Origin of the sequence: Streptomyces sp. NBC_01788, from assembly GCF_035917575.1 — a bacterium.
In the GTDB taxonomy this organism is placed as follows: domain Bacteria; phylum Actinomycetota; class Actinomycetes; order Streptomycetales; family Streptomycetaceae; genus Streptomyces.
In genome coordinates, this window is sequence record NZ_CP109090.1 from 1,387,133 (window position 1) to 1,410,847 (window position 23,715).

The following is a 23,715-nucleotide window of genomic DNA, read 5'->3' on the forward strand; positions in this document are numbered from 1 at the left end:
TGAGCTACGGCCGGGTGAGGATCGCGCGCCACACGGAGCGCTGCCCCGGGTCTCCCGGGCGGAGGTACTGCACGGCTTCCCCGCTCGGGACGAGTCCTGAGGCATGGATGAGACCGAGCAGGTCGTCGGGGAAGAGGAGCGTCATGTGCTGGCCGTTCGGCAGCGCGTACCGGTCGTCGCCGAGGGAAGTCAGGCACGCATCGAGGTGAGTGGCAGTGAAGAGGTTCAGCGACAGTGTTCCGCCGGGGACGAGGACCCGGTACAGCTCGCGTAGCGCCGTGGCGAGAGCGTCACGGTGGTGGAGGTTATGCAGGACGCCGTGGCACACGACGAGGGACGCCCGCCGGTTGCCCAGCGGGAGGCTGGCGACGTCGGCTTCGACGAAGGCGGTCCGGGGCCCGGTGTGGCGGCGGGCCTGGTTCAGCATGCCGGGGTGCCGGTCGATCGCGAGGACGCGGTAGCCCGCGGCGGCCAGGGCGGGCAGGTTCCGGCCGGCACCGCAGCCCGCGTCGAGGGCGAGGGCGGCTTCGGGTACCGGGGCGGCGAGCAGATCCGTCAGGTAGGGCGGTGCGGGCAGCTCGGCGAAAGCGGCGACCGTGGCGCGGTCGTTCCAGTAGGTACCGGTGGGTGCCGGCCCGGAGTGGGTCACCGTTCCTCCTGGCAGTGGAGCGTGTAGCCGCTGTTCCACGGCCGACAGTGCACGGTCCGAAGTCCCGCGTCGGCGAACGCCTGCTCGCATTTGTCGGGGGTACGGGTGAGGGCGGCGAAGGTGGGGCCGACGGAGGAGAGGGTGAGGACCTCGGCGAGCTGCTCGGTGAAGATGTGCTCGACCTTCTCGCCGGTGGTCAGCAAGTCGGGATGGGAGAAGGCGCAGTTGGCGAGGCTTCCCATCCGGAAGCGGTAGTCGAACAGCAGGCTGCCGAGTGGGCGGAGGTCGCCGTCGAGGAGGGCGGGCCAGGCGTCGTGCAGGAGCCGGTAGGCGATCTCGGGGCCGTACGTGCGGCCGGTGGTGGTGAAGGCGTCGAAGTGGCGGGCCTCGGCGGCGAGGCTGTCGCGGGCGTCCCAGATCACCGGGTCGTGGGGCATGCCGAGCACGATGCGCAAGTCTTCGGGCAGGGCGGCCTGCAGCAGCGGAACTTGCGCGCCAGCGATCACCTGGACCGCGCCCGGTATGAGCCCGGCCGTCGCGGATCCGCCCAGACACTGGACCGGCAGAAGGTGAGCGTCGTCGTTGTCGATCTCCTCACCGTGGTTGAGTGCCAGGAACTTGACGAGCCGTCGGGCCGGGACGGGATGTCCGTAGAGCTCGTTGACGGCCGCGGCCACGGCGGCGATCTGCCCGCTGCTCGAGCCGAGTCCGAGGTGCGCGGGCAGGTCCGGGGTGCTCACCCGTACCCGCAGCCGCTCTCGGGTGCCGAGTGCCGTGCGCATCAGCAGCGCGGCGTGCCGGGCAAGGACCGGGTGGTCGCAGTCGGGGGTCGTCTGCACGGCGGGTCCGTCTCCGACGATCTCGACCTTGACGCGGCGCATGAGGTCGCAGGCGAAGAGGAGTTCGCCCGCGAGGTAGGCGCCCTGGCTGGGAACGATCTTGCTGGAGTCCAGGGCCATGGCGTTGATGCGGCTGGGGTAGTCCAGGCGTACGTGATCCGCAACCGGCTGTGGCGGGTTGCCGGGCCTGGGGTCGAGTGCGAGCGGGGAGCGTGGGGCACCGAGCGGGAAGGGCGGAAAGTCGCTGTCGATGGAGGCGCTCATACGGGACTCCCGGGGCTGAGAAGGGCGCGGGCGCTTTCGGTGACGTCGAGCAGGCGGTCGAGGGCGCTGGTGGTGTAGCCGCCGCTGCCGAGGGCTCCGTTATCTCGGACGGCCATGTTGTCCCGTGCGAGTTGGCGGTGGGGCAGGCGAAAACGCAGCAGGTCATCGATGAGCAGGGCGACGGCCGGCCGCAGGTGCGGGCGGTGGCGGGCGAGGCGGGCGAGACCGCGAGTCCGGCGGGCTGCGTCGACCATGGCGCGGTGGTGCGGCGGCAGGTAGAGGACGTTGTCGGTGAGGTACTGCTCGTACCAGGCGGCGAGGTTGCCGGTGGCGGCCTGGTTGAGGATCATCACGTCGAGGACGAGCAGGGGCATCTGGGCGCCGCCCGGCGCGTAGTAGGTGGTCCCGTCGATGTCCAGGGGCGGGTAGTACGGACGCAGGAGACCGGTGAAGTACTCGGGTGTGAGCGAGCGTTTGACCGTCAGCAGATGCGCGGCGAAGGCTCGCAGCCGCTCGTGGACGGTCGCGGCGAGTTCGTCGGCCGCTTCCTGGTTGGCCGCCTCGGGTATGCCCGCGCAGTGCCGGATCGCGTCGTCGAGGGCGTGGCTGGCGTCGGTGACCTCGTCGATGAAGACGTGCTCGCCCGGGGTGTCGGTGAAGGAGCGCCTTCGGGGGCCACGGGGGTTGCGGGTCGCGTAGGAGTACACGGTCTCCCGGGGGACCTCGTCCGCTGTGACGCCCAGGTGGAGCAGGGCGGCTTCGACGGCGATCGGCGGGACCTGGCGGGAGGTGTGGCGGGCGAGGGAGGCGGTGATCATGCCCAGGTCCCGTAACGCCGCCCTGGCGGGGGCGACGTCACGGATCGAGGCGGCGTGCCGGGAGAGGTGCTCGGCTCGGGTGTGCAGCCACCTGGTGTCGGCCGCGATGTTGGCCTGGGGCAAGGCCCTCATCACCGCGTCGGCGCCGAGCGGGTCGAGCGTGGCCGTGATCGAGTCGAGGTCGTGGGTGAGCGTCATAGGTCCTCTCCCGGCTCCCGGTGTCCCGGGCGCGGTCATTCGATGGGCAGGTCGTCCCGGTAGGACCACACGCGGCCGGCGCTGAGGCTGTCGAGGTAGTCCAGCAGGGGTTCGATCTCGGGCCGGGTCGCGGTCGACGAGGCCAGGACGGCCTTGGCCTCGGTCAGCGGCAGCAGGACCGCGCCGGTCACTTTGTCTTCCGGGTCGTGCACCGCGATCTCGCCGTCCCACTCGGTGCAGTCGAAGGTCAACACCACGGTGGAGGGGTACCGGTCGGTCGTGGTGTTGACCAGGTAGGCCAGCGGGCCCACCGCCCTCAGGTTCAGGCCGGTCTCTTCCTTGACCTCGCGGACCAGGGCCTCGGTGAGGAGTTCACCGCGCTCGACGCCGCCGCCGGGGACGGACCACATCTCCTTTCCGTCACGCTGTTCCTGGACGAGGACGATGTGGTCGTCGCGGCGCAGCAGTGCGGCGACGACCTGGACACCGGGCCCGGTGACCGGTGCGGGAGCCGGGACGGCAGTGGTGGCGGTGTCGTTGGCGGTCATGTTCGCTCCAGTTCGGTTCGCAGGGCCGCGGTGCACCCAGGGACCTGGGTGGGGTCACGGCCGTGCCAGTACAGGAAGTACGACAGGGTGATGACAAGGCGGTGGAAGGCGAGGCGATGCTCGAACAACGGGTCGGCCACTTCCCCGCGTTGCTGCCAGTAGGCGTCCAGCATCTGTCGCCGGTCGTGGGTGGAGGGCAGGCACCAGCGGTCGAGTTTGACGAAGTCGCTGGCGTATTCCGCTGTGGTGGCGTGGTCGAAGTCGAGCAGGGCGATCTTGCCGCCGGGACGGATGAGGATGTTATCCGGGTGGATGTCCTGATGGGTATTCACGCACTCGTGGTGGCCGAGCGTTTCGGCCAGAGCCAGGCCGCGCTTGCGGGCTTCCTCGGCGAGCGCGGTAGGAATCAGCCGGTGTCGGCGCAGGACGTCCAGGAGGTCGGAAAGATGGCGGGCACGGGAGGCCGGCGTCGCCACGAGGGGACGTAGCGGCTGGATGGAGTGCAGCAGGGCGATCTGGTGCCCGAGTCGCGGCCACAGGTCCGCCCTGATGGCGTTGTCCTGGCGGGCTTCGGCGAAGGTGCGGCCATCCAGCCATTCCTGGAGCAGGAAGGGGCCAAGGTCAGGGTCGGCGCCCACACGCAGGACCTGCGGGACCGCGACGCCGCCCGCCCTCGCGTCGCTCATGGCCGCGGCCATCTGACGCAGATGAGCCTCGCCCTCACGGTCGTTGAGCTTGAGGAGATAGGCGCGGTCGGAGTCGGCAAGGTGCCAGCAGGTGTTGAAGCGGCCCTGAGGCAAGGGCCGGGCGCTGAGGGGTCCGGCGCCGGGCAGGAGACGCCTGAGGGCCGTGTGGTCGAGCGTGGCTGTGGTCATCGTCCGGCTCCCGCGATGATGAGGCCAGCGGGCAGTCCGTCGCGCATGAACACCGCATGGACGTTCTCGGCGAAGTCGATGACCTGCTCGACGCCAAGCTGGTCCGGGTCGCGAACGTCCAGGCGGGGCAGAGCACCGTGCAGATGACGGCCGAGGTCCCAAGGTGCGGCGAGTTCGACGGCATCGGTCCGGGGCTCGGACAGCGCGGTGAGCGCCAGGTGCAGGCCGCTGTCGCTGACCCTGCCGTCTACGGCGCACAGTCCCGCGGTCGCGGAGCGTGCCGCCAGTACGGTGCCGATGCTGGTGGGGGCGAGGAGTTCCGCCAGGTAGGCGGTGCCGGTCCAGGTCCGGCCGGCCTCGATGTCCAGCTCAGTGTCGAAGAACCGGTTCGGGAAGCGCCGGAACTGCTCGCGCCGAAGGTGCCGGCGGCGCGGCAGCAGCACATCGGCGTTGTGACGGGCCATCTGGACGACGGGTGCGGCAGCGCCGTCGGTGCGGCGCACCCTGATCTCGGCCGAGGTGTCGATGGAGAAGGAGTAGTCGTCGCTGTGGGGACGGAGGAATCCCGCCGCGTCCTTGCCGATCTTGGCGGTGATGGCATCGGGGAAGATCTGCAGCTCGTCGGCTCCGGTCTCGCCCAGGGCCTTGTACTCGGCGGAGCGGAAGGTGCCGTCCGCCTCGAAGTTCAGCAGGACACGCAGGGAACCCGGCAGCAGCATCGTCGCGTGGATCGCGCCGACCAGGGACAACTGCTGCTGGTGCAGGTCAAGGACTTCGAGGAAGTAGCCCTCGGTGCGTACGCCCATCAGCTCATTGGCGAAGGGATTCTTCAGGTCGGGAGCGTAGATCCACAGGTCGCCGCCGGCCCGAGCTTCACCCCAGCGGATGTCCTGCATCTGCTCGCCGGTGGCGCGCCGGTGGGCGAAGGTGTGGAAGGAGTAGCCCGGCACCTGCGGGTCACGACGTCCTTCGGGGTGGACGACGAAGTGACGGAAGCAGTCGGTGTGGGTGCGGGTGTCCGCGACCACCTCGGAGGTGATGCTCCGCCCGCTGCGGCTGCCGCTGCCGTCGGAAGCCGTCGAGCGGGCTCGGGCGGTGGCCTCGGCCAGGTGCCCGGCGAACGCGGTGATCTGGGCATCGGTCAGGGAGGCGGAGGCGTAGAAGTGGTAGAAGAGGCGGGTCCCGCCGCCGTGCGGGTCAGGGAGGCTGAGGGGGACGAGCCGGTAGCGGTCGCACAAGTCCGTCGGCAGCCGTCCGCCGGGGTGGCTGAAGGCGGCGGAGAGAACGGGCGCGTGCGGGGCGGGCATCAGCAGGGCGTCGGGGTCGGCGGCCCGTACGGCGGCGGTGAGCTGGTCGCGGTGTTCGAGGCAGCGGGTGGTCAGGGCGGTGTAGCCGGAACGGCCCAGCGTGTGCAGCGTGGCCCACAGGGCTGCTGCGGTGGCACCGGGGCGGGAGCCCAGCACGGTCTCGTCGGGGATCCGCGTGTGCGGGTCGATGCGGGTGACGTGTTCGAGCAGTCCCTTGCGCACGAGCAGCGCTCCGCACGCGTACGGCATGAGACCGGCCTTGTGGGGATCGACGGCCATGGAGTGCACGCCAGGGCTGCGGAAGTCGAAGGGAAGATCGGGGGCGGTGAAGGGTAAGACGAATCCGCCGTGGGCGGCATCGACGTGCAGGAAGCATCCCGCCTGTCCGGGGTGTTGGAAGGCGAGGTCGCGCAGGTCGGCGGCGATCTCGTCGACGGGGTCGGCGAAGCCGCTGTTGTAGTAGCCGGCGGTGGCCACCACGATGATGCCGGTGATCCCGGCCGTTATCGCCTCCTGCGCGGCGTTGCGGACCTGCTCGCGGGTCAGGGTCCAGGCGGGCCCGGCAGGCAGGCGGACCAGGTCGAGGTCGAGGATCTCGGCGGCCTTGCCGACCGAGGCGTGGCACAGGTCGGAGGTGATCACACGGACCTGGTGGCCGTCGGCGCGCAGCAGGTTGCGGGCGATCCGCAGGGCGGCAAGGGTCGCTTCGCTGGCGCCGCCGGTGAGGTGTCCGTCGAGGGCGCCGCCGCGATAGAGGCCGGCGAGGGCGGCCAGGGCTTCCTTCTCCAGCCGCCGGGTGCCCGCCTTCCCCTCCCCGAAGCGGGTGTGGGTGCCGACGTTGTTGGTGTTGAGCGCGGACCAGTCGCCCAGGACACGTACCGCCTCCGGATGCGGGGCGGCCATCGCGAAGCCGAGCCGGGTCTGCTCGGGGTCGTCCCACGCCGGTATCTCGCCCCGGGCCTGTTCGAGGTGCTCGTCGATCAACGCGCGACTCAAGCCGGTTTCGGGGAACGCGGTGGGCACGGCCCAGCCGATGTCCAGATCACCCATGAACGGTGCCTCCTCGGGGTTCGGGGGCGATCTCGCCCAGGTGCTCGGTCTTGGTGAACCTCAGTTCCCGTCCGGTCAGTTGGGCGGCACTCGCGCGCACGCCCAGCAGCCACGGACCCAGCGCGCTCACCGCGGGCTGCAGCATGTAGGTGGCGACGGCCGCGGCGGGGGGCGGTTGCCGCCATGTCCCGTCGGCAGGGCCGGGCGCTCGGAAGTCGTCGAGGACGCGTCCGCGCAGCCGGTAGGCCACAACCGGCTCGAGGAGGCCCGCTGCCAGAGCGGCGGCCACCAGCGGCTCGTACCGCCGCTTCACCACCAGGTGGGTGGCGGCGGCGCCCATCACCGCCGGTCCCAGCGCCCAGGCCGCACCATCGGCCAGGGCGCGGGCCGCCAGGAGTCGCTGCCCGGCAGCCGAGAGACGGGTGGGGTGCGCTTTGGCGAAGCGGTAGTCGTGGCGGGTCGCGGCGTTCGCGAAGGCCACGCTGCTGAACGCCCGCGCCATCGCCCCCACGCTCTGGTACGGCTCGACGATGTTGACCGAGGGCAGAACTGCGATCGGCTCGCCGGCCATGCTCAGGCGGTGACCGACGGCGAGGTCATCGTGCGGTTCCTGGAAGAACCCGATGTCCTCGATCTTGTCTCGGCGCACGATGAGCCCGGAGCCCACCCCGTAGACCATCGGGCGCGCGAGCGCGGCCAGCAGCCGGGGGCGCCTGCCGGGAGCACACCAGCGGGCCACTCGGATACGGCGGTACTCGATGCCCAGGGTACGGCGGAACGCGGCAAGATCCTGGCCGGACATCACCGCCGAGCGCCGCCCACTGCTACTGCCGGGGAATGCGGGCAGCATCGGCTGCTGGATCATCGCGGGCCGCCCCTTCGCGGCCCGGGCGAACTGGGAGGCAAGCCGGGCATCGGGAACCGCGTCGGCGTCGAACACCGCAACGTAGTCCCCGGCGGGCGGGGACAGCTTGTCCAACGCCGCCACGGCGTAGTTGAGCTGGGAGGCCCGGCGGCCCTGCCCCGGGTAGGACACGACGGCGAAGACCTCCCTGCCGAGCCTGGTGTTGTGCTGGTGAGCCAGGTTCCGGCACACGTCTTCGGTGGTTGGCCGGCCGCTGGGGGTCTCGGCAGCCTCGCGTGCCGCGGTGACGACCAGGACGCGCAACGTCGGCCACCGGGCGGCGAGAGCGGCGAAGTGCTCCAGCGAGCGGGGCATCACTGCCTGTTCCCGCAGCGCAGGAATGATCACCGTCAGGCCCGGCGTCTCCTCGGGAAGTTCCTCCTCGGCACGGTCGGCCTCGGTGCGCAGGTCTCGGTAGGACAGGGCCAGGGAGGCCGTCATGTAGAGGGCCCTGGCGGTGTAGGCGGCGGCGAGCAGCCGGCTGGCGCGGATCACGCTCTCTCCTGTTCGACGAGGCCCAGTTCGGCCAGGCACTGTTCGGCGTCCTCGAAGTAGCGGGGGCGGGCTTGGGCACGGCAGGCCAGGATGCGGGACCGTGCGGCGGACGCTGTCCATCCGCGCGAGCGCAGAATCGTGTACGCGGCGGCCGGGGAGCGGTTCACTCCGGCCGCGCAGTGGACGTACAGCCGGGCGTTCTCCTCGCGTGCTGCCCGTTCGGCGAAGGCCAGGCAGGCGGAGTACCAGTCGGTGCCGCGCGAGGCGCCGTCGTCCTCGGTGGGCGCCGAACACCACACCAGGCTGGGACAGATGGCCGCGGGCGGTGGCATCGGGCGCGGGGTCCGGCAGGCCAGGACGTGCGTGACGCCCCAGTCGAGGAGCTCGTCCACGGCGCGTGTGCTGTCGGGCGCGGCGCCGAGCAGGAGCCAGCTCGTGACCGGATGGGCGTCGAGGCGGAGTTCAGCGCCCATGCATCGCCTCCCGGGCCGTCGGGCGGGGAGCGGCGTAGATCCTCTCGGCGGTACCGTGGACGAGCCGCCGGGCGATGTCCTGGCCCATGGTGACGGCGTGGTCCATGTTGCCGATCTCGTAGCGCCAGGTGCCGAAGCGTCCGCGCGAGTAGATCTCGTGGCTCTCCAGCCAGGGCTGGATGCGCGCGAGGGCCGTGTCCCGGCCGGTGGTCGGGACCGGGTAGGCGTACGGGATCAGCTCCACGTGGCTGCTGACGCGCTGGGCACGGTCGGGGACCAGGCCGCAGCGCCGCAGGGCGGTGTCGCACTCCTCGACCAGGCCGGCCGCATCGAGGAGGGTTCTTGCGGGCAGCGACGTCTCGGTCATCCAGGCCGAGTACCGGCCCGGGTCGGAGTCCGGGACGTTGGCCGGTGCATACCGGGAGAAGTTCGTTGCCCGGTAGAACGGTGTCTCGCCGCCGGGGAAGTACAGCCACGAACGCCGGTCGGTGGTCGGCGACTCGTAGCCGAGGCCCACCATGGCCACGGTGGTGTGTTTCAGGGCCGTGGCGGCCTGGCGTACCTGCGCGGGTGCCCCGGCCGTCATCGCGACGAGCTGATCGAGCGCGCCGGTGGCCACCAGGCTCCCGTAGGAAAGGATGCTGCCGTCAGAGGTCAGCAGGGTTTTCGCCGCCTCATTGATGCGCAGGACAGCCTGGCCCGTCCGGACATCGCCGCGTAGGCGGGAGGCCAGCCGCTTCCAGATCGCGCCGGTGCCGCCCAACGCCGGGAAGGCGAACTGTGCGTTGGGGCCCCACCGGCTCGTTGACGTCGTTCCCGACGCCGCCCTCCTTCGCGGCGCACTGGTGTCGGCGGGCGCGACCCGCTCCGCTATCCAGGAGGAGGACATCTCGCTCAGGGCGGTGGCCCATACCTTGTGGTTGTACGGGGCGAAGAACTCCTTCACCAGGGCCGGACCGTAGGTGGCCTCCAGCCACACGCCGAAGTCCGTTCCCGAAGAGGCCGGGCCGCGGGCCTGGGCCATGGCCAGATCGTCCAGGCACTTCTGGGCTTGGGCCACGGGGAGGTGGTGCAGGTGCTGCTGGAAGGGGTAGGGCACCCACCGTCCGCTGTGCCGGACAAACGAGGAGCGCTCATGGCGCAGCAGCTCATGCGGCGCGAACAGCTCGTCCAGTAACGCGTCGAAGCTCTTCACCGTGGAGAACACGACGTGACCGCCGAGATCCCAGGTGAAGCCGGCCTCGTCGACGACCGAGGATCCTAAGCCCCCGACCGTCTGCGCGGCCTCCAGCAGTACCCAGTCGCGGTGACCGAGGCGCTGGAGTTCGTGAGCGCATGCGAGTCCGCACGGTCCCCCACCCAAGATCACCACCGGGATGGCGGTGCCTGCTCTGGTGCTCTTCACGACACTCTCCTCCTCGCGCGGCCGGAACTCAGTCGGTGCCGCCTCTCGGCCTGTTGTCCTCTTGGAGTTGATGGAGGCGGCAGTCCGCGGACCACGGCCCGGGAGCGGACGTCACCCCTCCGACAGGCGGAGTCGGTAGGTCTGGCGCGTGCCGTCCGCCGACAGGGGCAGGACAGGTGCGAAGCCGAGGTGTTCGTAAAAGCCACGGGCGTCCCGGCCAGGGTGGTCCGGCCCGAACGTCGTCACCTCGACCGTGCCCGGAGCGACAGCGAGGTCGCGTAGGGCGGAGCGAACCAGCAGTCCACCGATGCCCCGGCCCCGCCAGGCGCCGCCGACCGCCAGCCAGCTGATCTCGTACCGCGGGGAATGAACCGACATCAGCAGCCCGCCGGCGAGCGCGCCGCCGGGCACGTCCGGCGTATCGCGTACGCACAGGGCGGTCCCGCGCTTGATGTTGCGTTCCACGGCCTCCCGGAACTGCGGATCGTCGACCATGGGACCGAACAGATCCTCGACCTCGCCCGCCAGGCGCAGCCATGCGGGAAGATCGGCCTGGACGGCGGGAACAGCCTGCATGAGCGCTCTCCTGACAGGACGGGACCGGTGTTGCCGCGCGGATCTTTCGTGATCGCTCAGCCATGGTTCGCTTCTTCCTCGCCGCCGACGAAAGGGCGTCCGAGGCGAAACCACACCTGCTTCCCGGTGAGCAGGGGCTCCGTCTGCAGCTCCTCGGTGAGCGCGGCCAGCAGGAAAAGGCCCCGGCCGCACTCGGCGTCGTCCACCGGCTCTTTCACCGCGGGGAGCGCATCGTCGAAGTCCGTGACGCCGACCAGGACGCCGTCCGGCATCTCACGGATCAGGAGCTCGCAGTCGCCCGGAGTGTGTTTCCAGACATTCGTCAGCAGCTCGGTGACGCCGAGCTCGGCCACAAAGCTCAGATCGCTCTTGTGCCACATCCGCAGCAGGATCCGCACGATCTCGCGCACGGGCTCCATCGCATCCGGGCTGACCTCCGGCAACACCATGTGGTGCTGCCGGACCGGGCTGATCACCATCCCAGGCACTGGCCCTCCAAGCGGCGCGGACGTGCTCCCGAACGCGGTGGCGCCACGTAACTGGTACGCCACCGTCCGAGTAGGCGAGACTCGATAATGGACCGCCAACTACCCTCACAGCAAGAAGGTCTTTGAGGAAAGTCTTTCCCTTCAGGGATTTGGCATATTCCCGAACTGGGCGCAGACGCTAGCCTGTCGTCCAACACAAGGAGGTAGGGGATGCCGGTTGAGCCGACCCCGCGACGCCGACGCCTGGGCGCGGAGCTCCGGCGCATCCGCGAAGCCCTGGGCTGGACGCAGGAGGAGGCAGCTCGCCGCCTCGGGTATCAGTCCCTCTCCACCGTCAGCAAGATCGAGAAGGGAGTGCAGGGACTCAAGATCCAGCAACTGCCGCACTTCTTCGAGGTTTACCAGATCGACGACCCGGCCCTGCGTGACGAATTGCGCAACCTTGTGCGCCGCGCCGGCGAGGCCGACTGGTGGCAGCGGTACGAGGGCGTTGTCGACGACCCGCTCGGCGACTACCTCTCCCTGGTGGAGAGCGCCAGCAGCCTGTTCGTCTTCAACCCCGTCGCCATCCACGGTCTGCTGCAGACGCCCGAGTACGCCCGGGCCGTGACCGAGGGCAGCCGTGCCTGGAAGACCCCGGAGGACATCGACCGCTTCGTGGCCATGCGCCAGGAGCACCAGAAGAACATGCTGGAGCGCGACCCAGTGCTGAAGATCTGGGCGGTCCTTCCCGAAGGGCTCCTGCGTCAGGAAGTCGGCGGCAAGGCCGTCATGCGAGCCCAGATCGAGCACCTGATCGGGCTTGCCCGGACGGACCCGAACATAACCATCCAGGTCCTGCCGTACCGGGCTGGCGCACATGCCGGGATGGACGGGCACTTCATGCTCATGTCCTTCCCGACGGGCCGGGATCTCGTGTGTATCGAGTCCATCCGGGCCCTGCTCCACCTCAACGAGCCGGAGACGGCGGAGGTGTACCGCACCACCAGCGACCTGCTCAAGTCCGACGCCCTCTCCCAGAAGGCGTCCGTTCCACTCCTCACCATCATCGCCAAGGATCTTGCATGAACAAGAACGAGCTCGACCCGTCCTGGGTCGAGTCCCAGCTGCGCGACGCCCAGTGGCAGACCAGTAGCAGCGGCGGCCAGACCTGCGTCCAGGTCGCCTTCCTCGACCAGGGCATCGTGGCCCTGCGCGACTCGAAGAACATCGGTAAGGTCCCGCCGCACTTGTTCACCGACGCCGAATACGACGCGTTCATCGGCGGCATCCTCCGCGGCGAACTCCGGCGCAACTGATCTGCATCGCTCCTGACTGCCGGCCAGCGCAAACCGGGCTGGCCGGCTACGCCGGGGAGTGCTGTTCGTCGACGACGGCGTAGAGGTGCTCGCCATGTGCCCAGCGCTTGAGCTCCGGCCGTCCGATGAGGGCGATGTCGTGCCGCTCGGCGAACTCGGTTGCGGGCTTGGTGAATCCGTTGAGAGCGACGATGACGGCGACGTCGGCACCGTGCTCGGGACGCGCGGTGCCGTTGCACTTCTGCACCGCCCCGGACCCGACCGGCGCGGTGTATTGCTTGCATTGCGCAACGATCTTGCGGCCGTCTACATCCCAGGCCACGACGTCCGCCCCCAAGTCTCCGGAGCCGCCGACCCGGCGGGCCCGTACGAACCCGTCCCGGGCGAGCAGGTCGGCGCACGCCTGCTCGAAGCCGTTCGCGCTCATCGCGGTGAGCTGTTTCATCCGGAGACGCATCGGCGACCGGCGCGGTGGCGTGCTCCTCCTCCACGTCTTCGGTGTCGCTGTAGGCGACGACAACGTAGCCGCCTCGGTCAGAGAAGACCACGAAGCACAGCAGCACCAGGGTGCCCAGGATGATCAGCGCGAACCACCAGGGATGCCCCATGAGCCATCCCCGGACGTCCTCCGTGAACCAGCCACCCACATCGTCACGCAGCCAGGGCCACGCGTCCTCAGTCAGCGACTGCCAGGCGACCTTGGCGATGGCCAAGCCGAGGATCAACCAGAGGGTGACCTTCAACACCGGGTCCAGCGACCCGTCCTCGTCGAACAACGTTCCCCCTTCTCTACCCTGACCTGGCCTCTCGGCGACCCCCGCGCTATGCGGTCCGTCGCACTGATGTCCTGCGTGGCCTGTGGGCGGGCAGGCGAAGCAGGGTGTGCAGCGGGACTCCGTCTTCGGCCCACTGCCGTAGCCGTTCGCGGTCAACCCAGTGGATGTGGTGCCGCTCGCCCCATGCCTTGGCATCGCGGGTGAAGCCGCCGTTGGTGACCACGACCCGCGACATCGGCTTTGTGGACCGGGCCGGCGGTCCCTTTGACCTGGTACATCACCTTCGAGTCGACTCCGCCGCCGACGGTGGTGTGCTTGGCCTGCAGCACGATTCGCCGACGCTGGGCATGGCGGCCGATGACGTCGGCCGCCTGATCGCCAGCCTGCCCGACCTGCTGCGCCGACCAGCCGTCACGTGCCCCGGCCTTGGGCCTCACCGCAGACACGCTGGCTAGTAGTGCTCGGTCAGGTTCGTATTGGGGTGGGTATGTCGCGGTGGCAGGTGGGGCAGGCGCCGGTCCAGGTCGCAAGGAGTGCCTGGAGCTCGCGGACGACTTGGTAGAGGCTCAGGCCGGCGCCGCGTCTTTTGGGGCCCGGGTCAGTCGTTGCAGGGTGCAGAAGGCGTGGGCGACGGAGACGAGGGTGACGTGGTGGTGCCAGCCGTTCCAGGTGCGGCCCTCGAAGTGGGCAAATCCCAGGGCCTGTTTCATCTCCCGGTAGTCGTGCTCGATGCGCCAGGGGAGTTTGGCGAGGCGGACCAGTGTGGTCAGGGGCATGCCGGAGGGCAGGTCGGACAGCCAGTACTGCACCAGCTCGCTCTCGTCGGCGGGCCATTCGGCCGACAGTCAGCACACGGGCAGTTCCGGTCCGTCGGCCATCTGTCGGACCTCGCGTCCGGCGGGCCGGATGCGCAGGGCCACGAAGCGGGAGTACACCCGCTTGCGGCCCGAGCGGCCGGTGCCGGGCCGGGAGCCCTCCCTCCACTGCACCGGCCTGGTCGCTTTCCGCCCCGCCGCGATGACCAGCTCCTTCACCGACCGCGGCTTGTCGGGATACTTCGCCACCGGCGGGCGTCCCATCCCCGAGTACGGCTCGGCCACCGGCACCGCCTCGGCGGGCTGGGCGCAGAGCGTGGTGGAGATCCCCACCACGTAGTTCAGACCGCGAGCCTGCAGTCCGTGCCGGAAGGCGGCGGCGTCGCCGTATCCGGCGTCCGCGATGGCCAGCGGCACTTCGAGTCCCCAGGAGCGGGTCTCATCGAGCATGTCCAGGGCCAGCTGCCACTTCTCCACGTGCCCGACATCGTCCGGGATGCCGCAGGCGGCACGGCGGGCGATCTTGTCGGCATCGGCCTTCGGCGAGGCGGGATCCCAGGCCTCAGGCAGGAACAGCCGCCAGTCGACCGCCGCCGAGGCGTGGTCGCAGGCGAGGTGGAGCGAGACGCCGACCTGGCAGTTGGTGACCTTGCCCGCGGTGCCGGTGTACTGCCGCGACACGCATGCCGAGGCGCTCCCGTCCTTGAGGAACCCGGTGTCGTCGAAGACCAGGGCCTCGGGCCCGATCGCCTCCTACATCCGCCAGGCGAGCTGGGCCCGGATGTGTGCCGGGTCCCAGGGGCTGGTGGTGATGAAGTTGGCCAGGGCCTGACGATTGCCGCCCTCCCCGAGCCGGGCGGCCATCGGCTCGACCGACTTACGCTGTCCGTCGGTCAGCAGCCCCCGCAGATAGACCTGCCCCCACCGGCGCTGATCCTTGCGCGCGAACGGCTCGAACACCTCCGCCACGAACGCCTCCAACTCACCACGCACCGCAGCAATCTCGTCCGGAGTCACACACTCTCAACGCCACACCGGGCCAGCAGGACACGCATCACCCCAGCCGACCTGAGCAAGCCCTACTAGGCTGCAGCAAGTGCCCCTCGCGGACTCGCCCCAGTAGCTCGCGAGGAGCAGCGTGCCCCCACTGCCGGATCAGCGCGCCAGATAGAAGACGGCCGCGGCCACAATGGTGCCAAGAATCGTGCCTGCGATCACTTGGTTGCGTGTGTGGTCACGCAGTTCGACGCGGGACCAGCCGACGACGATGACCAAGAGGAAACCGAGGGCCATCCACGGGCCATAGGTCTGCACGAGCATCGCGCAGGCGCCCGCAGATACGGCCTGATGGACAGAGATCTTCCAGGTGAAGGTGATCGCGGTGAGGATCGCCAGCGTCACCAGCATCGAGACGATGAGGCCGACCATAGTGCGCGGTGCCCCTGCGACGAGCATCAGGACGATGCCGGTGGCTACTGAGAGCAGGATGACGGCCATCACGACGAGTCGCGCCGGCTTCGCACCGACGTGTCTGTCACCCCAGTGTCCCTTTCGAATCCCGTACTTGATGAAGGTAATTGGGATGACAGCCGCGAAAAGGGCACCAACCACTCCCCACGCCACGCCTGTCCATTGCGCTGTGTGCCAACCCACCAGCAGCGTGACGGCGATGATCCAGTTTTTCGGCTCAAGCCAGTCCGTAATGCGGCGAGCCAGCCGCGACTCGCTGGGGCGAACATCAGTTGTCATATGAGGAGACCCTTTCCGAATCGCCCTGCGCATGGACAATGGACGGCTGCTCCTGCCGGGAGAATTCCGCGACGACGGGCGAGGAGAGGTATGCACGGGCAACGGTGCGCAACCATGAGAGTTCACTCGCCCTATCCCTCCCAGTGACACCGAGGGGCGGGAATTCAACTCCCCGCAGGCGTTCCCCACTTCGGGTGCGCTGGACTGCTATGCGCAGCCAGCAGGCTTCCGCGACCGCGTCAGATTCTTGCTCGTCGACCGCCTCTTGACGGACGAACTTCTGAGCCCTTGCGTATACGTCGACTGACACGTACTCGCGAAGCGCAAGGCAGGCATCCTCAATCTCGATGACGCAGCGCTCCAGCCGGAAGGGGATGCGCCTTCTGCGTACGGACGTCGCCAACACCACGTACGGGGCTGCTTCCGTGAGCAGCGCCCACAGAGGGCGCAGTCGGCGCAGGGTGCTCCACGCCGCAACGTAGTCCACGGCGACGGAGAGAGGGGGCAAGCAGACCCCGAGCGCGATCGACAGGATCGAGGTCTGCTTGAGCGTCGTGGAGAGAAGGTTCTCCAGGTCTGGGTAGGCGGTGCCGGTGGAGAGGTGACCCGTCACGAAGACGATGCGCTGGAGGGCGTACGCGCTTCCGAGCAGAGTGCCCAAGCCCAGGAGTCCGAGGCCAGCTTTCCCGAGGAGTGTTCGGCTGTGCCGTACGCCGCCGAGGAACAGCCACGTCGCTACGACCATGGCGATGCCGATGTAGAGCGTGAAGACTGCCATGTAGAGGATGGGGAAGAGGGCGCCACGGCCCTCGCCGAGCCGGACCGGCCCTCCCGGCGTCCAGTTGGCCAAGGCGTAGAAGGTGAACATGAGGGGCAGCGTCACGCCGGCCGCCACCAGTCGGGTGCGGGCCGCCAGGCCCTGCGGTCGGACGACCGCGATGACGAAGTCAAGCAGGTAGGCCGCCGAGGTGACGCCGAGCAGGTGCTTCAGCAGCGGGGGCAGCCTGACGTCGGCGCCGATGGCGGCGTTGACTGCGTCCTTGACCTGCGGCACCTCGAACGTCATGGCAGCGGCGAGTGCTGCCAGGGTCAGCGCCAGGCTTCGCTGCTTGCGGGAGTGCCGGATGGATGGCAATCGCCACAGAGCTACTAGCCAGAGGGCGCCGGCGACGATGGTGGATGTGCTCATGAGCGGCGGTTCCTCCGGGGATGGACCAACGCGTCGTCGAGCCGGGAGGCTGCGCCGGACCGGCCGCGCTCCCGGCCCGAGTGGGCAAGGTCGTGGAAAAGCTCCCCCAAGCAGGAGGCAGCCATCTCGGCGTCGTACTCGGTCTCGCTGTCGTAGCTCGTCCGACCGAGAGCGGAGACCACGGCTGAGGGATTGACCCCGTCGGGGAGGACGCCCAGCAGAGACTTGACGACGCTCTCGTTACTTCCGGCATGCCCGAGCAGCAGGTGAGCTAGCTCATGACGCACGATCTGTGCGCGGTGCCGTTCACTGGTCGCCGCGACGTGAAAGACGTAGTCCCCGTGGTCGAAAGAGAGAACCATTCCACAGGGAGCGTTGACCGCACCGGTCTCAGGCAGCCGATCTGGCCGATGCCACCGGCCTGACCGTCGCCTTCAACGACGTGCTGCGCAGGCTGCGGCCACGGGGTACCGGACACGCCCCCGGGGCCTTCGACAAGCCCTATCGTCCCAGGTCAGAAGGCACTTTCGTGTTCTCGCCCAAGATCCGGACGCCGCTCAAGCGAAACGGCGAGGCTAGTAGACCTTTATCCCGCGAGGAAGGCCGCCGTCGCGAAGGGCGGCGCGCGTCGCGCCGCCAGCGGGCGGGCCTGGGAACTCACGGCCGTCGGCGCCTTGCTACTTCAGCGGTGGGCAGTCATCGCGGAGACGCGCACGGCAACAGTCGGCCACAGCGCCCCGCCCGAGGCCGTCCACGATGCCCATCACGTTGACCTGGCCACCCGGTCCGGGTTCGAGCAGTTCGTCGAGCTCAAGCAGCGTCCCGAGACCGGTGATGCGGGTGGCTACTCCTACACGCTGCCGTTGAAGGCCAAGGGCCTGAAGGCGAAGCAGCTGGCTGACGGCAGTGTGCTGTTCACCGACAAGAAGAACAAGAAGCGGGCTGTCATGCCCGCGCCGGTGATGTGGGACGCCACCGTCGACGAGCGCTCCGGTGAGCACACCCGCAAGGCCAGGGTCGGCCTGAAGGTGGTGCAGAAGGGCTCGTCCGTCGCCGCGCCCACCGGACCGGTTCACACCCGGGAGGTCGGATCGGCCAGCCCCCGCCGCGCCCCCGCCGCACACCAAGAGCTCGAGGTGCCATCCGGCGTCAGACGATGCCGACCGGTGCGGTGGCAACGAGAGGTAAAAGAAACGGCGATGTTGGCCACGTAGTCCGTCCAGCCGGTGCCCGAGGGGCCCGCGGTGAGCAGCCGGCATCGGCGTCACGCCGATGATGAGCATGCTGCGCGCCCTTGCCCGGTCCGGGCGTCACGACACGGCGGGTCCGACCCCGAGTACAACATCCGCCGCAGCTACCGCGACCTCGTCCACACCGCCTACCAGAACGCCGCGAGGCGGGGTTGCAGGCCGGCCACTCCGGGCGCGGTACGCGGGCGGAGTACGTCAACGCCGTACCGGGCGCGGGCGAGCCGGTGCCCGTGCCACCGTCTGGGTAACGGTGACCGGGTACTTGGTGTCCGGGTCGGCGAGGAATCCGGTGTCCGGGGTGATCACCAGGTCTGCGTCGAGGACCGTGATGTGGTCGGTGGCGGTGTTGGCTCCGGCGTTGCCGGGCCGCAGGAGCCCGGAACCAGCTTCGGCGGGTTCGTGGCCGCGTTGGCGGAGTTGACGCGCTTCCACTGGGCCACGACCGCTTCGCTCGTGGCTTGGATGCCCATGTGGCCGCGGGTGGTCTTGGCCGAGGCCCACTCCTGCGTCAGCGCGGTCACATTGGCGTTGATCCAGCCCGCGGGCTGGGTGCTGGTGCACTTGGTGTTGCCGCGGGTCTCGTAGGAGGTGGCCTTCAGGGCCGTCATGGTCGGACGGTTGGTCCACCGGCTGGAGGTGGAGGCAGCTGGGGAGGACCACACCTCCCACGGGACCGTCGTGCAGTCCTCGTTGGCCGAGTGGAAGTTCCACAGCGACAGCTTCGCGTCGAGGACCAGCGCGTCCTGGATGGGTGTGGTGTTCCAGGAGATGAAGGTCTGCGCGGTGCGCGGGGTGCCGTCGGCGTTCTTGGTACCGGGGTTGCCCCAGTCCAGCTCCGTGTCGGACGACTGGTCGACCGTCACACACGTCAACTACAACTACCGCCCGCGCACCGGCACCAAGCAGGAGGCCGGCCCCCCGTACTTCTCCTACGGCGGCGACTACGTCGTCAACACCACCACCCCGACCCTGCGGGACACCTTCGTCGACGCCGACGGTGACAAGGTCAACGGCACCTTCCAGATCTTCGACTCCACCACCAACGCACAGGTCGGCAACGTCCTGGTGTCCAAGTACGTGCCCTCCGGGGAGGTCGCGTCGGTGACTGTCCCGGCCGGGGTGCTGGCCGAGGGGAAGACGTACAAGTTCCGTACCAGCCCGTACGACGGCACGCACTACAACACCGGCTGGTCGGCCTGGAAGACCTTCACGGTCGACACCAAGGCGCCCTCCGCCCCGACGAAGATCGTCTCCACGGACTACCCGTCGGACAAGTGGGTCAAGGGCACCGGCCAGGCCGGCACGTTCACGGTCACCCCGCCCGCCGGCGGTGACCACAACTGGCTGGAATGGTCACTGGACAGCGTCACCTGGACCAAGGTGACCACGAGCGGCTCCAGCGCCAACAAGGCCATCAGCATCGCCCCGCCCAAGGACGGCACCCACACCCTGCAGGTGCGGGCCGTGGACAAGGCGGACAACAAGTCCGAGGCGGCCGAGTACACCTTCCACGCAGGCCCCGGCGGCTTCATCCAGCCCAACGACGGCGAACGCACCGCACGCCGGCTCCCCCTCGTCGCAGAAGCCGACGGCACCAAGTACAACGCAGTGTCCTTCTCCTGGCGCCGCTCCGAAGCCGACCCGTGGGTGAGGATCCCCGCCAGCCACGTGACCTCCGGCGGCACCCCGCTGACCTCCTGGCCCGTTTCGCTGACCAACGGCAAGAACGCACAACTGGTCTGGAGCGCCACCGAAACCGTCGACCCCGACGGCTCGGTACAGATCAAGGCCGACTTCACCGGCCCAGGCAACGCCTCCGGCAGCACCGAGCCGCTGACCGTCGTCGTCGACCGCAACGCCGACGGCGCCGCCGCCCAGGAGGTCGGCCCCGGCACGGTGAACATGCTGACTGGTGACTTCGGCCTGTCGGCCACGGATGCATCGGCGTTTGACATGTCCATCACGCGTACTGCCTCGTCTCGCACACCGGACAAGGGCGCCACTCAGGAAGGACAGGCGCCGATCTACGGCAAGGAGTGGGCGTCGGGCACCACCGCCGAGCTGACGAATTCCGAATACTCCCACATCCGCAGGATCTCCGACACGGCTGTGGCCGTGGTCGACTCCGATGGTGAGGAGATCCACTTCACCTCGAACGCGGCGAAGACGGGCTGGATTCCAGAGCCGGGTTCCGAGAATCTGACCCTCAAGGGCAGCGTGAGTGGCAGCTTTACGCTGTCCGACACCGAGGGCACGGTCACGGAGTTCACCAAGCCCGACCCGGCCGTGCCGACCTGGCAGGTCTCCAGCACCCTGCTGAACGGGCTGTCCAACTCCACGACCACGGTGATCTCGCAGAAGACCACCTACAACGGCAAGACCGTCGCCCAGCCCAAGTGGGTCATCGCACCGACCACGGCCACGACCACCGCGGCCTGCGCGTCCGATCCGGCTACCAAGGGCTGCCGGGTGCTGGAGTTCGTGTACGCGACATCCACCACGGCCACCGACATCTCCTACGGTGACGTGACGGGGCAGGTCAAGGAGATCCGCCTGTGGGCCACCGCGCCCGGGGCCTCCGTGGCCACGTCGAAGTCGGTCCAGATGTACCTGTACGACGGCAATAGCTGCCTGCGCCAGGCCTGGAACCCGCAGATCAGCCCCTCACTGAAGACCGAGTACGACTACGACACCGCGGGCCGGGTCACCAAGTTCACCCCGCCCGGCGAACTGCCCTGGACCTTCACCTACGGCAAGGCGGGCAACGCCGCGACCGCCGGTGACGGCATGCTCCTCAGGTCCACCCGCGCGGGGCTGAAGCAGGGCACCACCGATGTCGAGGAGGGCACCGCGACCACCAGCATCGTCTACGACGTGCCGCTGACCGGCACCGCCGCCCCGAACAAGTTGGGCGCCTCGGATGTGAAGGCATGGGGTCAGCTCGACGCGCCGACGGATGCCACAGCCGTCTTCCCGGCGGACTCCATCCCGACCTCCCACTCCGGCCCCTCGCTCGGCGCAAGCGCCTACAAGCGGGCCGATGTGTACTACCTCGGGGTTTCCGGCCGCGAGGTCAATTCGGCCACCCCCGGCGGGCACATCTTCACCACCGAGTACGACCGCTTCGGTAACACCGTCCGTGAACTGTCGGCCGCCAACCGGGCCATCGCCCTCGGCCTGAGCACTGCTGACCGGGACGTCCAGGCGGACCTGGGCATTACCCAGCTCCCCTCCGCCGAACGCGCCAACCTGCTCGCCACCAGGTCCGTCTACAACGAGGACGGCACCCGCGCGTTGGAGGAGTTCGGCCCGCTACGTAGGGTCGACCTCACCGAGGATCTCAAGTCCGGCTCTTCGGTGCTCGTTCCGGCCGGAACCTCGGTGACCGCCCGTTCCTGGACAGTCACCGAGTACGACGCGGGCCGCCCCACCGACGGCACCGCCATCGTCAAGGACCAGGCCACCAAGGCCACCACGGGGGCAGAGGTGCGCGAGCACCCCGGCGTCATAGGCGAAGCCCGTGCCATTCAGACGGTGTACGACTGGGCCAAGGGCATGCCGGTCCGTACGGTCAAGGACCCGGGTGGGCTCGCGATCACCGAGACTACCGAGTACGACGCCCAGGGCCGGGTCACCAAGCAGCTCCTTCCCGGTGCCTCCGGCACAGACGCCGCGACGCGTGTGACGACGTACTGGTCCGCCACTGGGACCGGCGCCTGCGCCGGCCGCCCGGAGTGGGCCGACCTGGTCTGCTCCACCGGCCCGGCGGGCGCGATCACCGGCGGCGGCTCCCAGCCGTCACAGCTTCCGACAACCACCACTGAGTACAGCTGGTGGGGCAGCCCGGCCAAGGTCACCAAGACCGCGAACGGCGTCGCCCGTACCACTACGACCACGTATGACGCCGCGTCCCGACCTATCAAGATCGGGATTACTGGAGGTGCTGGGCAGTCGGTCCCGGAAGCGACCGCCGAGTACGACCCGACCACTGGCCAGGCCGTGAAGACGGTCTCACCGACCGGCGGCACGATCACCAAGCAGTTCGACAGACTTGGCCGGCTGATCTCCTACACAGACGCGGACAGCGGCAAGACCACCACCGAGTACGACCTTCTCGACCGCCCGGTCAAGGTAACCGACACTGCCCCCTCGACGGTCACGTACACCTACGACCACAACGCCGAGCCACGCGGCCTGGCGACCCGGACCACCGACTCCGTCGCCGGCGCATTCCAGGCCACCTATGACGCGGACGGCACCGTCAACTCGGAGAAGCTGCCCGGCGGCTACACGCTCAAGCAGACTCTGGACACCGTTGGCACGCCAACCAACCGCACCTACACCCGTGACAGCGACGGAACTCTCGTCTACTCCAATTCCGTGAGTAGGTCCATACACGACCAGCTCACCGAACAAGCCGGCTGGTCAGAGCAAACCTACAGCTACGACCGCACCGGTCGGTTGACAACCGTGTGGGACACCACGGACACCGTCTGCACCAAGCGGACATATACCTTCGACAACCGTACCAACCGAAAGACCCTGACCAGCGCGTCCGGCACCCCCGGGGCCGACTGCCCCACCACCGGAGGCACCACCACCAACTACGTCTACGACAGCGCCGACCGACTCGTCGACACCGGCTATGTCTACGATGCCATGGGTCGCACGACTGCCTTGCCTGGCGGCACCGTCAGCTACTTCGTCAATGACCTTATTCAGCAACAGACTGAGAACGGGAAGCGTCAGACCTGGCAACTCGACGCCGACCTCCGCTACCGCTCCTGGAAGGTCGAAACTGGCAGTGGCACTAGCTGGACCCAGACCACTTCCAAGCTCAATCACTACGGCGGTGACAGCGACAACCCTCGCTGGATCGTTGAAGACCTCGCAACTGGAGCTCTGACTCGTAACGTCATCTCAGCCTTCGGCGACCTTTCTGCGACGACCAGCCGAGCAGGGGACGTTGTCCTGCAGTTCACCAATATCCACGGTGACATCGCTCTCCAACTCCCGCTCAGCGCAGGTCAGGAACCTATCCTGCTGGACAGCGATGAATACGGCAAGCCCCGCAATGGTCAGGCTGCAACTCGCTACAACTGGCTTGGAGCGAAACAACGTTCCACCGAAACGCTCAACAGTGTCACTCTGATGGGCGCTCGTCTTTACAGTCCCACCACGGGGCGCTTCCTCTCAATTGACCCCGTGTACGGCGGCAACGCCAACCCCTACGAGTATGGTCTGGGCGATCCAGTCAACCGGTACGATTTGACTGGCTGTACAACAGTCAAGGCGTGCGGAATAGCGTACCCAGTTACCACAGGCTGGTTCCCGCTGAAGAAGTACAATCACAGCAGGCCCAGTTCCTGGTACAGGCGCGCACCCGCCTGGCAGAGAGGCATGGTCACACTGATTTTCCGCGGATTCATTACGGATATACAGTTCCGGAACCGAATCCTCTCCCTGAGGCAGTGGCGCTGTTATAACAGGCACTACCAGGAGCGGAATGTCGCTCAGTACCAGATGCAGGCGAAGGTCACCTTCGGCTACGGCTGGTTCAGCTACAATCAGACGACGCCATGGCTCTACGTAAACTACTACTACTGGATTGGGCCGACGGTGACGTACTCGTGACGGTGAACTCGAAACTGCGAAGCGCTCTGTTCTGCTTGTGCGTTCTCGCTTCCGCTTTCCCCCTGACTGCTTTGCTGTACTTTGTCGTCACCGAGAGTGTATCAACGCTGGGCAC

Annotated in this window: 18 protein-coding genes and 4 pseudogenes; 4 read left to right on the forward strand and 18 right to left on the reverse strand. The window is 68.5% G+C overall.

The features are described 5' to 3' along the window. Positions 1-4: 4 nt before the first annotated feature. The 11 genes from OIE49_RS06505 to OIE49_RS06555 all read right to left on the reverse strand — a co-directional run bounded on the left by OIE49_RS06505 (position 5) and on the right by OIE49_RS06555 (position 10,880). Entirely contained in the window at positions 5-649 is a 645-nt protein-coding gene (locus OIE49_RS06505; RefSeq protein ID WP_326801488.1) for a class I SAM-dependent methyltransferase, read from the reverse strand. Continuing rightward, positions 646-1,752: a GHMP family kinase ATP-binding protein gene (locus tag OIE49_RS06510; RefSeq protein WP_326801489.1), complete on the reverse strand. Its 1,107-nt coding sequence runs from the start codon at positions 1,750-1,752 to the stop codon at positions 646-648. Before OIE49_RS06510 ends, OIE49_RS06505 begins: the two co-directional genes overlap by 4 nt. Then, complete coding sequence (locus OIE49_RS06515; RefSeq protein WP_326801490.1) at positions 1,749-2,768, reverse strand: monodechloroaminopyrrolnitrin synthase PrnB family protein; 1,020 nt, start codon at positions 2,766-2,768, stop codon at positions 1,749-1,751. The genes OIE49_RS06510 and OIE49_RS06515 overlap by 4 nt, the downstream gene beginning before the upstream one ends. Positions 2,769-2,803: 35 nt before the next feature. Beyond that, complete coding sequence (locus OIE49_RS06520) at positions 2,804-3,316, reverse strand: NUDIX hydrolase (protein ID WP_326801491.1); 513 nt, start codon at positions 3,314-3,316, stop codon at positions 2,804-2,806. Then, positions 3,313-4,191 (reverse strand): phosphotransferase family protein, encoded by an 879-nt coding sequence (locus tag OIE49_RS06525; RefSeq protein ID WP_326801492.1) that lies wholly within the window; start codon positions 4,189-4,191, stop codon positions 3,313-3,315. Before OIE49_RS06525 ends, OIE49_RS06520 begins: the two co-directional genes overlap by 4 nt. Next, positions 4,188-6,548 (reverse strand): pyridoxal phosphate-dependent decarboxylase family protein, encoded by a 2,361-nt coding sequence (locus OIE49_RS06530; RefSeq protein ID WP_326801493.1) that lies wholly within the window; start codon positions 6,546-6,548, stop codon positions 4,188-4,190. Before OIE49_RS06530 ends, OIE49_RS06525 begins: the two co-directional genes overlap by 4 nt. Next, positions 6,541-7,947 carry a glycosyltransferase gene (locus OIE49_RS06535; RefSeq protein WP_326801494.1) on the reverse strand — a complete coding sequence of 469 codons (1,407 nt, stop codon included), beginning with the start codon at positions 7,945-7,947 and terminating at the stop codon, positions 6,541-6,543. The genes OIE49_RS06530 and OIE49_RS06535 overlap by 8 nt, the downstream gene beginning before the upstream one ends. Next, positions 7,944-8,420, reverse strand: a complete 477-nt coding sequence (locus OIE49_RS06540) for a protein-tyrosine phosphatase family protein (RefSeq protein WP_326801495.1) — start codon at positions 8,418-8,420, stop codon at positions 7,944-7,946. Before OIE49_RS06540 ends, OIE49_RS06535 begins: the two co-directional genes overlap by 4 nt. Continuing rightward, positions 8,410-9,825 carry a protoporphyrinogen/coproporphyrinogen oxidase gene (locus tag OIE49_RS06545; protein ID WP_326801496.1) on the reverse strand — a complete coding sequence of 472 codons (1,416 nt, stop codon included), beginning with the start codon at positions 9,823-9,825 and terminating at the stop codon, positions 8,410-8,412. The genes OIE49_RS06540 and OIE49_RS06545 overlap by 11 nt, the downstream gene beginning before the upstream one ends. 111 nt (positions 9,826-9,936) lie before the next feature. After that, positions 9,937-10,401, reverse strand: coding sequence for a GNAT family N-acetyltransferase (locus OIE49_RS06550; RefSeq protein WP_326801497.1), 465 nt, complete (start codon positions 10,399-10,401; stop codon positions 9,937-9,939). 56 nt (positions 10,402-10,457) lie between these two features. Beyond that, complete coding sequence (locus OIE49_RS06555; protein ID WP_326801498.1) at positions 10,458-10,880, reverse strand: ATP-binding protein; 423 nt, start codon at positions 10,878-10,880, stop codon at positions 10,458-10,460. A gap of 219 nt (positions 10,881-11,099) precedes the next feature. On the opposite strand from OIE49_RS06555, the gene OIE49_RS06560 reads away from it, so the two are divergent. Next, positions 11,100-11,957, forward strand: a complete 858-nt coding sequence (locus OIE49_RS06560) for a helix-turn-helix domain-containing protein (protein ID WP_326801499.1) — start codon at positions 11,100-11,102, stop codon at positions 11,955-11,957. Beyond that, on the forward strand, positions 11,954-12,187 hold the full coding sequence (locus tag OIE49_RS06565) for a DUF397 domain-containing protein (protein WP_326801500.1): 234 nt from the start codon (positions 11,954-11,956) through the stop codon (positions 12,185-12,187). The genes OIE49_RS06560 and OIE49_RS06565 overlap by 4 nt, the downstream gene beginning before the upstream one ends. Positions 12,188-12,233: 46 nt before the next feature. On the opposite strand, the gene OIE49_RS06570 is transcribed toward OIE49_RS06565, so the two are convergent. From OIE49_RS06570 to OIE49_RS06595, 6 genes and pseudogenes are all read right to left on the reverse strand, one after another. Further along, on the reverse strand, positions 12,234-12,632 hold the full coding sequence (locus OIE49_RS06570) for a restriction endonuclease (protein WP_326801501.1): 399 nt from the start codon (positions 12,630-12,632) through the stop codon (positions 12,234-12,236). A gap of 377 nt (positions 12,633-13,009) precedes the next feature. Next, positions 13,010-13,379, reverse strand: a pseudogene (locus OIE49_RS06575) (restriction endonuclease); the annotation flags it as partial. 150 nt (positions 13,380-13,529) lie between these two features. Beyond that, positions 13,530-14,795: pseudogene (locus OIE49_RS06580) on the reverse strand (IS701 family transposase). Positions 14,796-14,933: 138 nt separating this feature from the next. Continuing rightward, complete coding sequence (locus tag OIE49_RS06585; RefSeq protein WP_326801502.1) at positions 14,934-15,527, reverse strand: hypothetical protein; 594 nt, start codon at positions 15,525-15,527, stop codon at positions 14,934-14,936. Continuing rightward, positions 15,517-16,716: an MAB_1171c family putative transporter gene (locus tag OIE49_RS06590; RefSeq protein ID WP_326801503.1), complete on the reverse strand. Its 1,200-nt coding sequence runs from the start codon at positions 16,714-16,716 to the stop codon at positions 15,517-15,519. The genes OIE49_RS06585 and OIE49_RS06590 overlap by 11 nt, the downstream gene beginning before the upstream one ends. Then, positions 16,713-17,078, reverse strand: coding sequence for a hypothetical protein (locus OIE49_RS06595; protein WP_326801504.1), 366 nt, complete (start codon positions 17,076-17,078; stop codon positions 16,713-16,715). The genes OIE49_RS06590 and OIE49_RS06595 overlap by 4 nt, the downstream gene beginning before the upstream one ends. Before the next feature lie 384 nt (positions 17,079-17,462). Here OIE49_RS06595 and OIE49_RS37065 point away from each other — a divergent pair. After that, a pseudogene (locus OIE49_RS37065) lies at positions 17,463-17,768 on the forward strand (hypothetical protein); the annotation flags it as partial. Between the two features lie 578 nt (positions 17,769-18,346). Here the strand turns inward: OIE49_RS37065 and OIE49_RS06605 are convergent. After that, positions 18,347-18,826 (reverse strand): annotated as a pseudogene (locus tag OIE49_RS06605) (DNRLRE domain-containing protein); the annotation flags it as partial. On the opposite strand from OIE49_RS06605, the gene OIE49_RS06610 reads away from it, so the two are divergent. Next, the gene (locus tag OIE49_RS06610; protein WP_326801506.1) at positions 18,804-23,600 is read left to right on the forward strand and encodes an RHS repeat-associated core domain-containing protein; all 4,797 of its coding nucleotides are present in this window, start codon (positions 18,804-18,806) and stop codon (positions 23,598-23,600) included. The pseudogene OIE49_RS06605 and the gene OIE49_RS06610 overlap by 23 nt on opposite strands. Positions 23,601-23,715: the final 115 nt, after the last annotated feature.

Bases quoted from the DNA above. Each gene is read 5' to 3' on its own strand.
- OIE49_RS06510 (WP_326801489.1), bottom strand. From the start codon at position 1,752: ATGAGCGCCTCCATCGACAGCGACTTTCCGCCCTTCCCGCTCGGTGCC.
- OIE49_RS06515 (WP_326801490.1), bottom strand. From the start codon at position 2,768: ATGACGCTCACCCACGACCTCGACTCGATCACGGCCACGCTCGACCCG.
- OIE49_RS06520 (WP_326801491.1), bottom strand. From the start codon at position 3,316: ATGACCGCCAACGACACCGCCACCACTGCCGTCCCGGCTCCCGCACCG.
- OIE49_RS06525 (WP_326801492.1), bottom strand. From the start codon at position 4,191: ATGACCACAGCCACGCTCGACCACACGGCCCTCAGGCGTCTCCTGCCC.
- OIE49_RS06530 (WP_326801493.1), bottom strand. From the start codon at position 6,548: ATGGGTGATCTGGACATCGGCTGGGCCGTGCCCACCGCGTTCCCCGAA.
- OIE49_RS06540 (WP_326801495.1), bottom strand. From the start codon at position 8,420: ATGGGCGCTGAACTCCGCCTCGACGCCCATCCGGTCACGAGCTGGCTC.
- OIE49_RS06550 (WP_326801497.1), bottom strand. From the start codon at position 10,401: ATGCAGGCTGTTCCCGCCGTCCAGGCCGATCTTCCCGCATGGCTGCGC.
- OIE49_RS06555 (WP_326801498.1), bottom strand. From the start codon at position 10,880: ATGGTGATCAGCCCGGTCCGGCAGCACCACATGGTGTTGCCGGAGGTC.
- OIE49_RS06560 (WP_326801499.1), top strand. From the start codon at position 11,100: ATGCCGGTTGAGCCGACCCCGCGACGCCGACGCCTGGGCGCGGAGCTC.
- OIE49_RS06565 (WP_326801500.1), top strand. From the start codon at position 11,954: ATGAACAAGAACGAGCTCGACCCGTCCTGGGTCGAGTCCCAGCTGCGC.
- OIE49_RS06570 (WP_326801501.1), bottom strand. From the start codon at position 12,632: ATGAAACAGCTCACCGCGATGAGCGCGAACGGCTTCGAGCAGGCGTGC.
- OIE49_RS06585 (WP_326801502.1), bottom strand. From the start codon at position 15,527: ATGACAACTGATGTTCGCCCCAGCGAGTCGCGGCTGGCTCGCCGCATT.
- OIE49_RS06590 (WP_326801503.1), bottom strand. From the start codon at position 16,716: ATGAGCACATCCACCATCGTCGCCGGCGCCCTCTGGCTAGTAGCTCTG.
- OIE49_RS06595 (WP_326801504.1), bottom strand. From the start codon at position 17,078: ATGGTTCTCTCTTTCGACCACGGGGACTACGTCTTTCACGTCGCGGCG.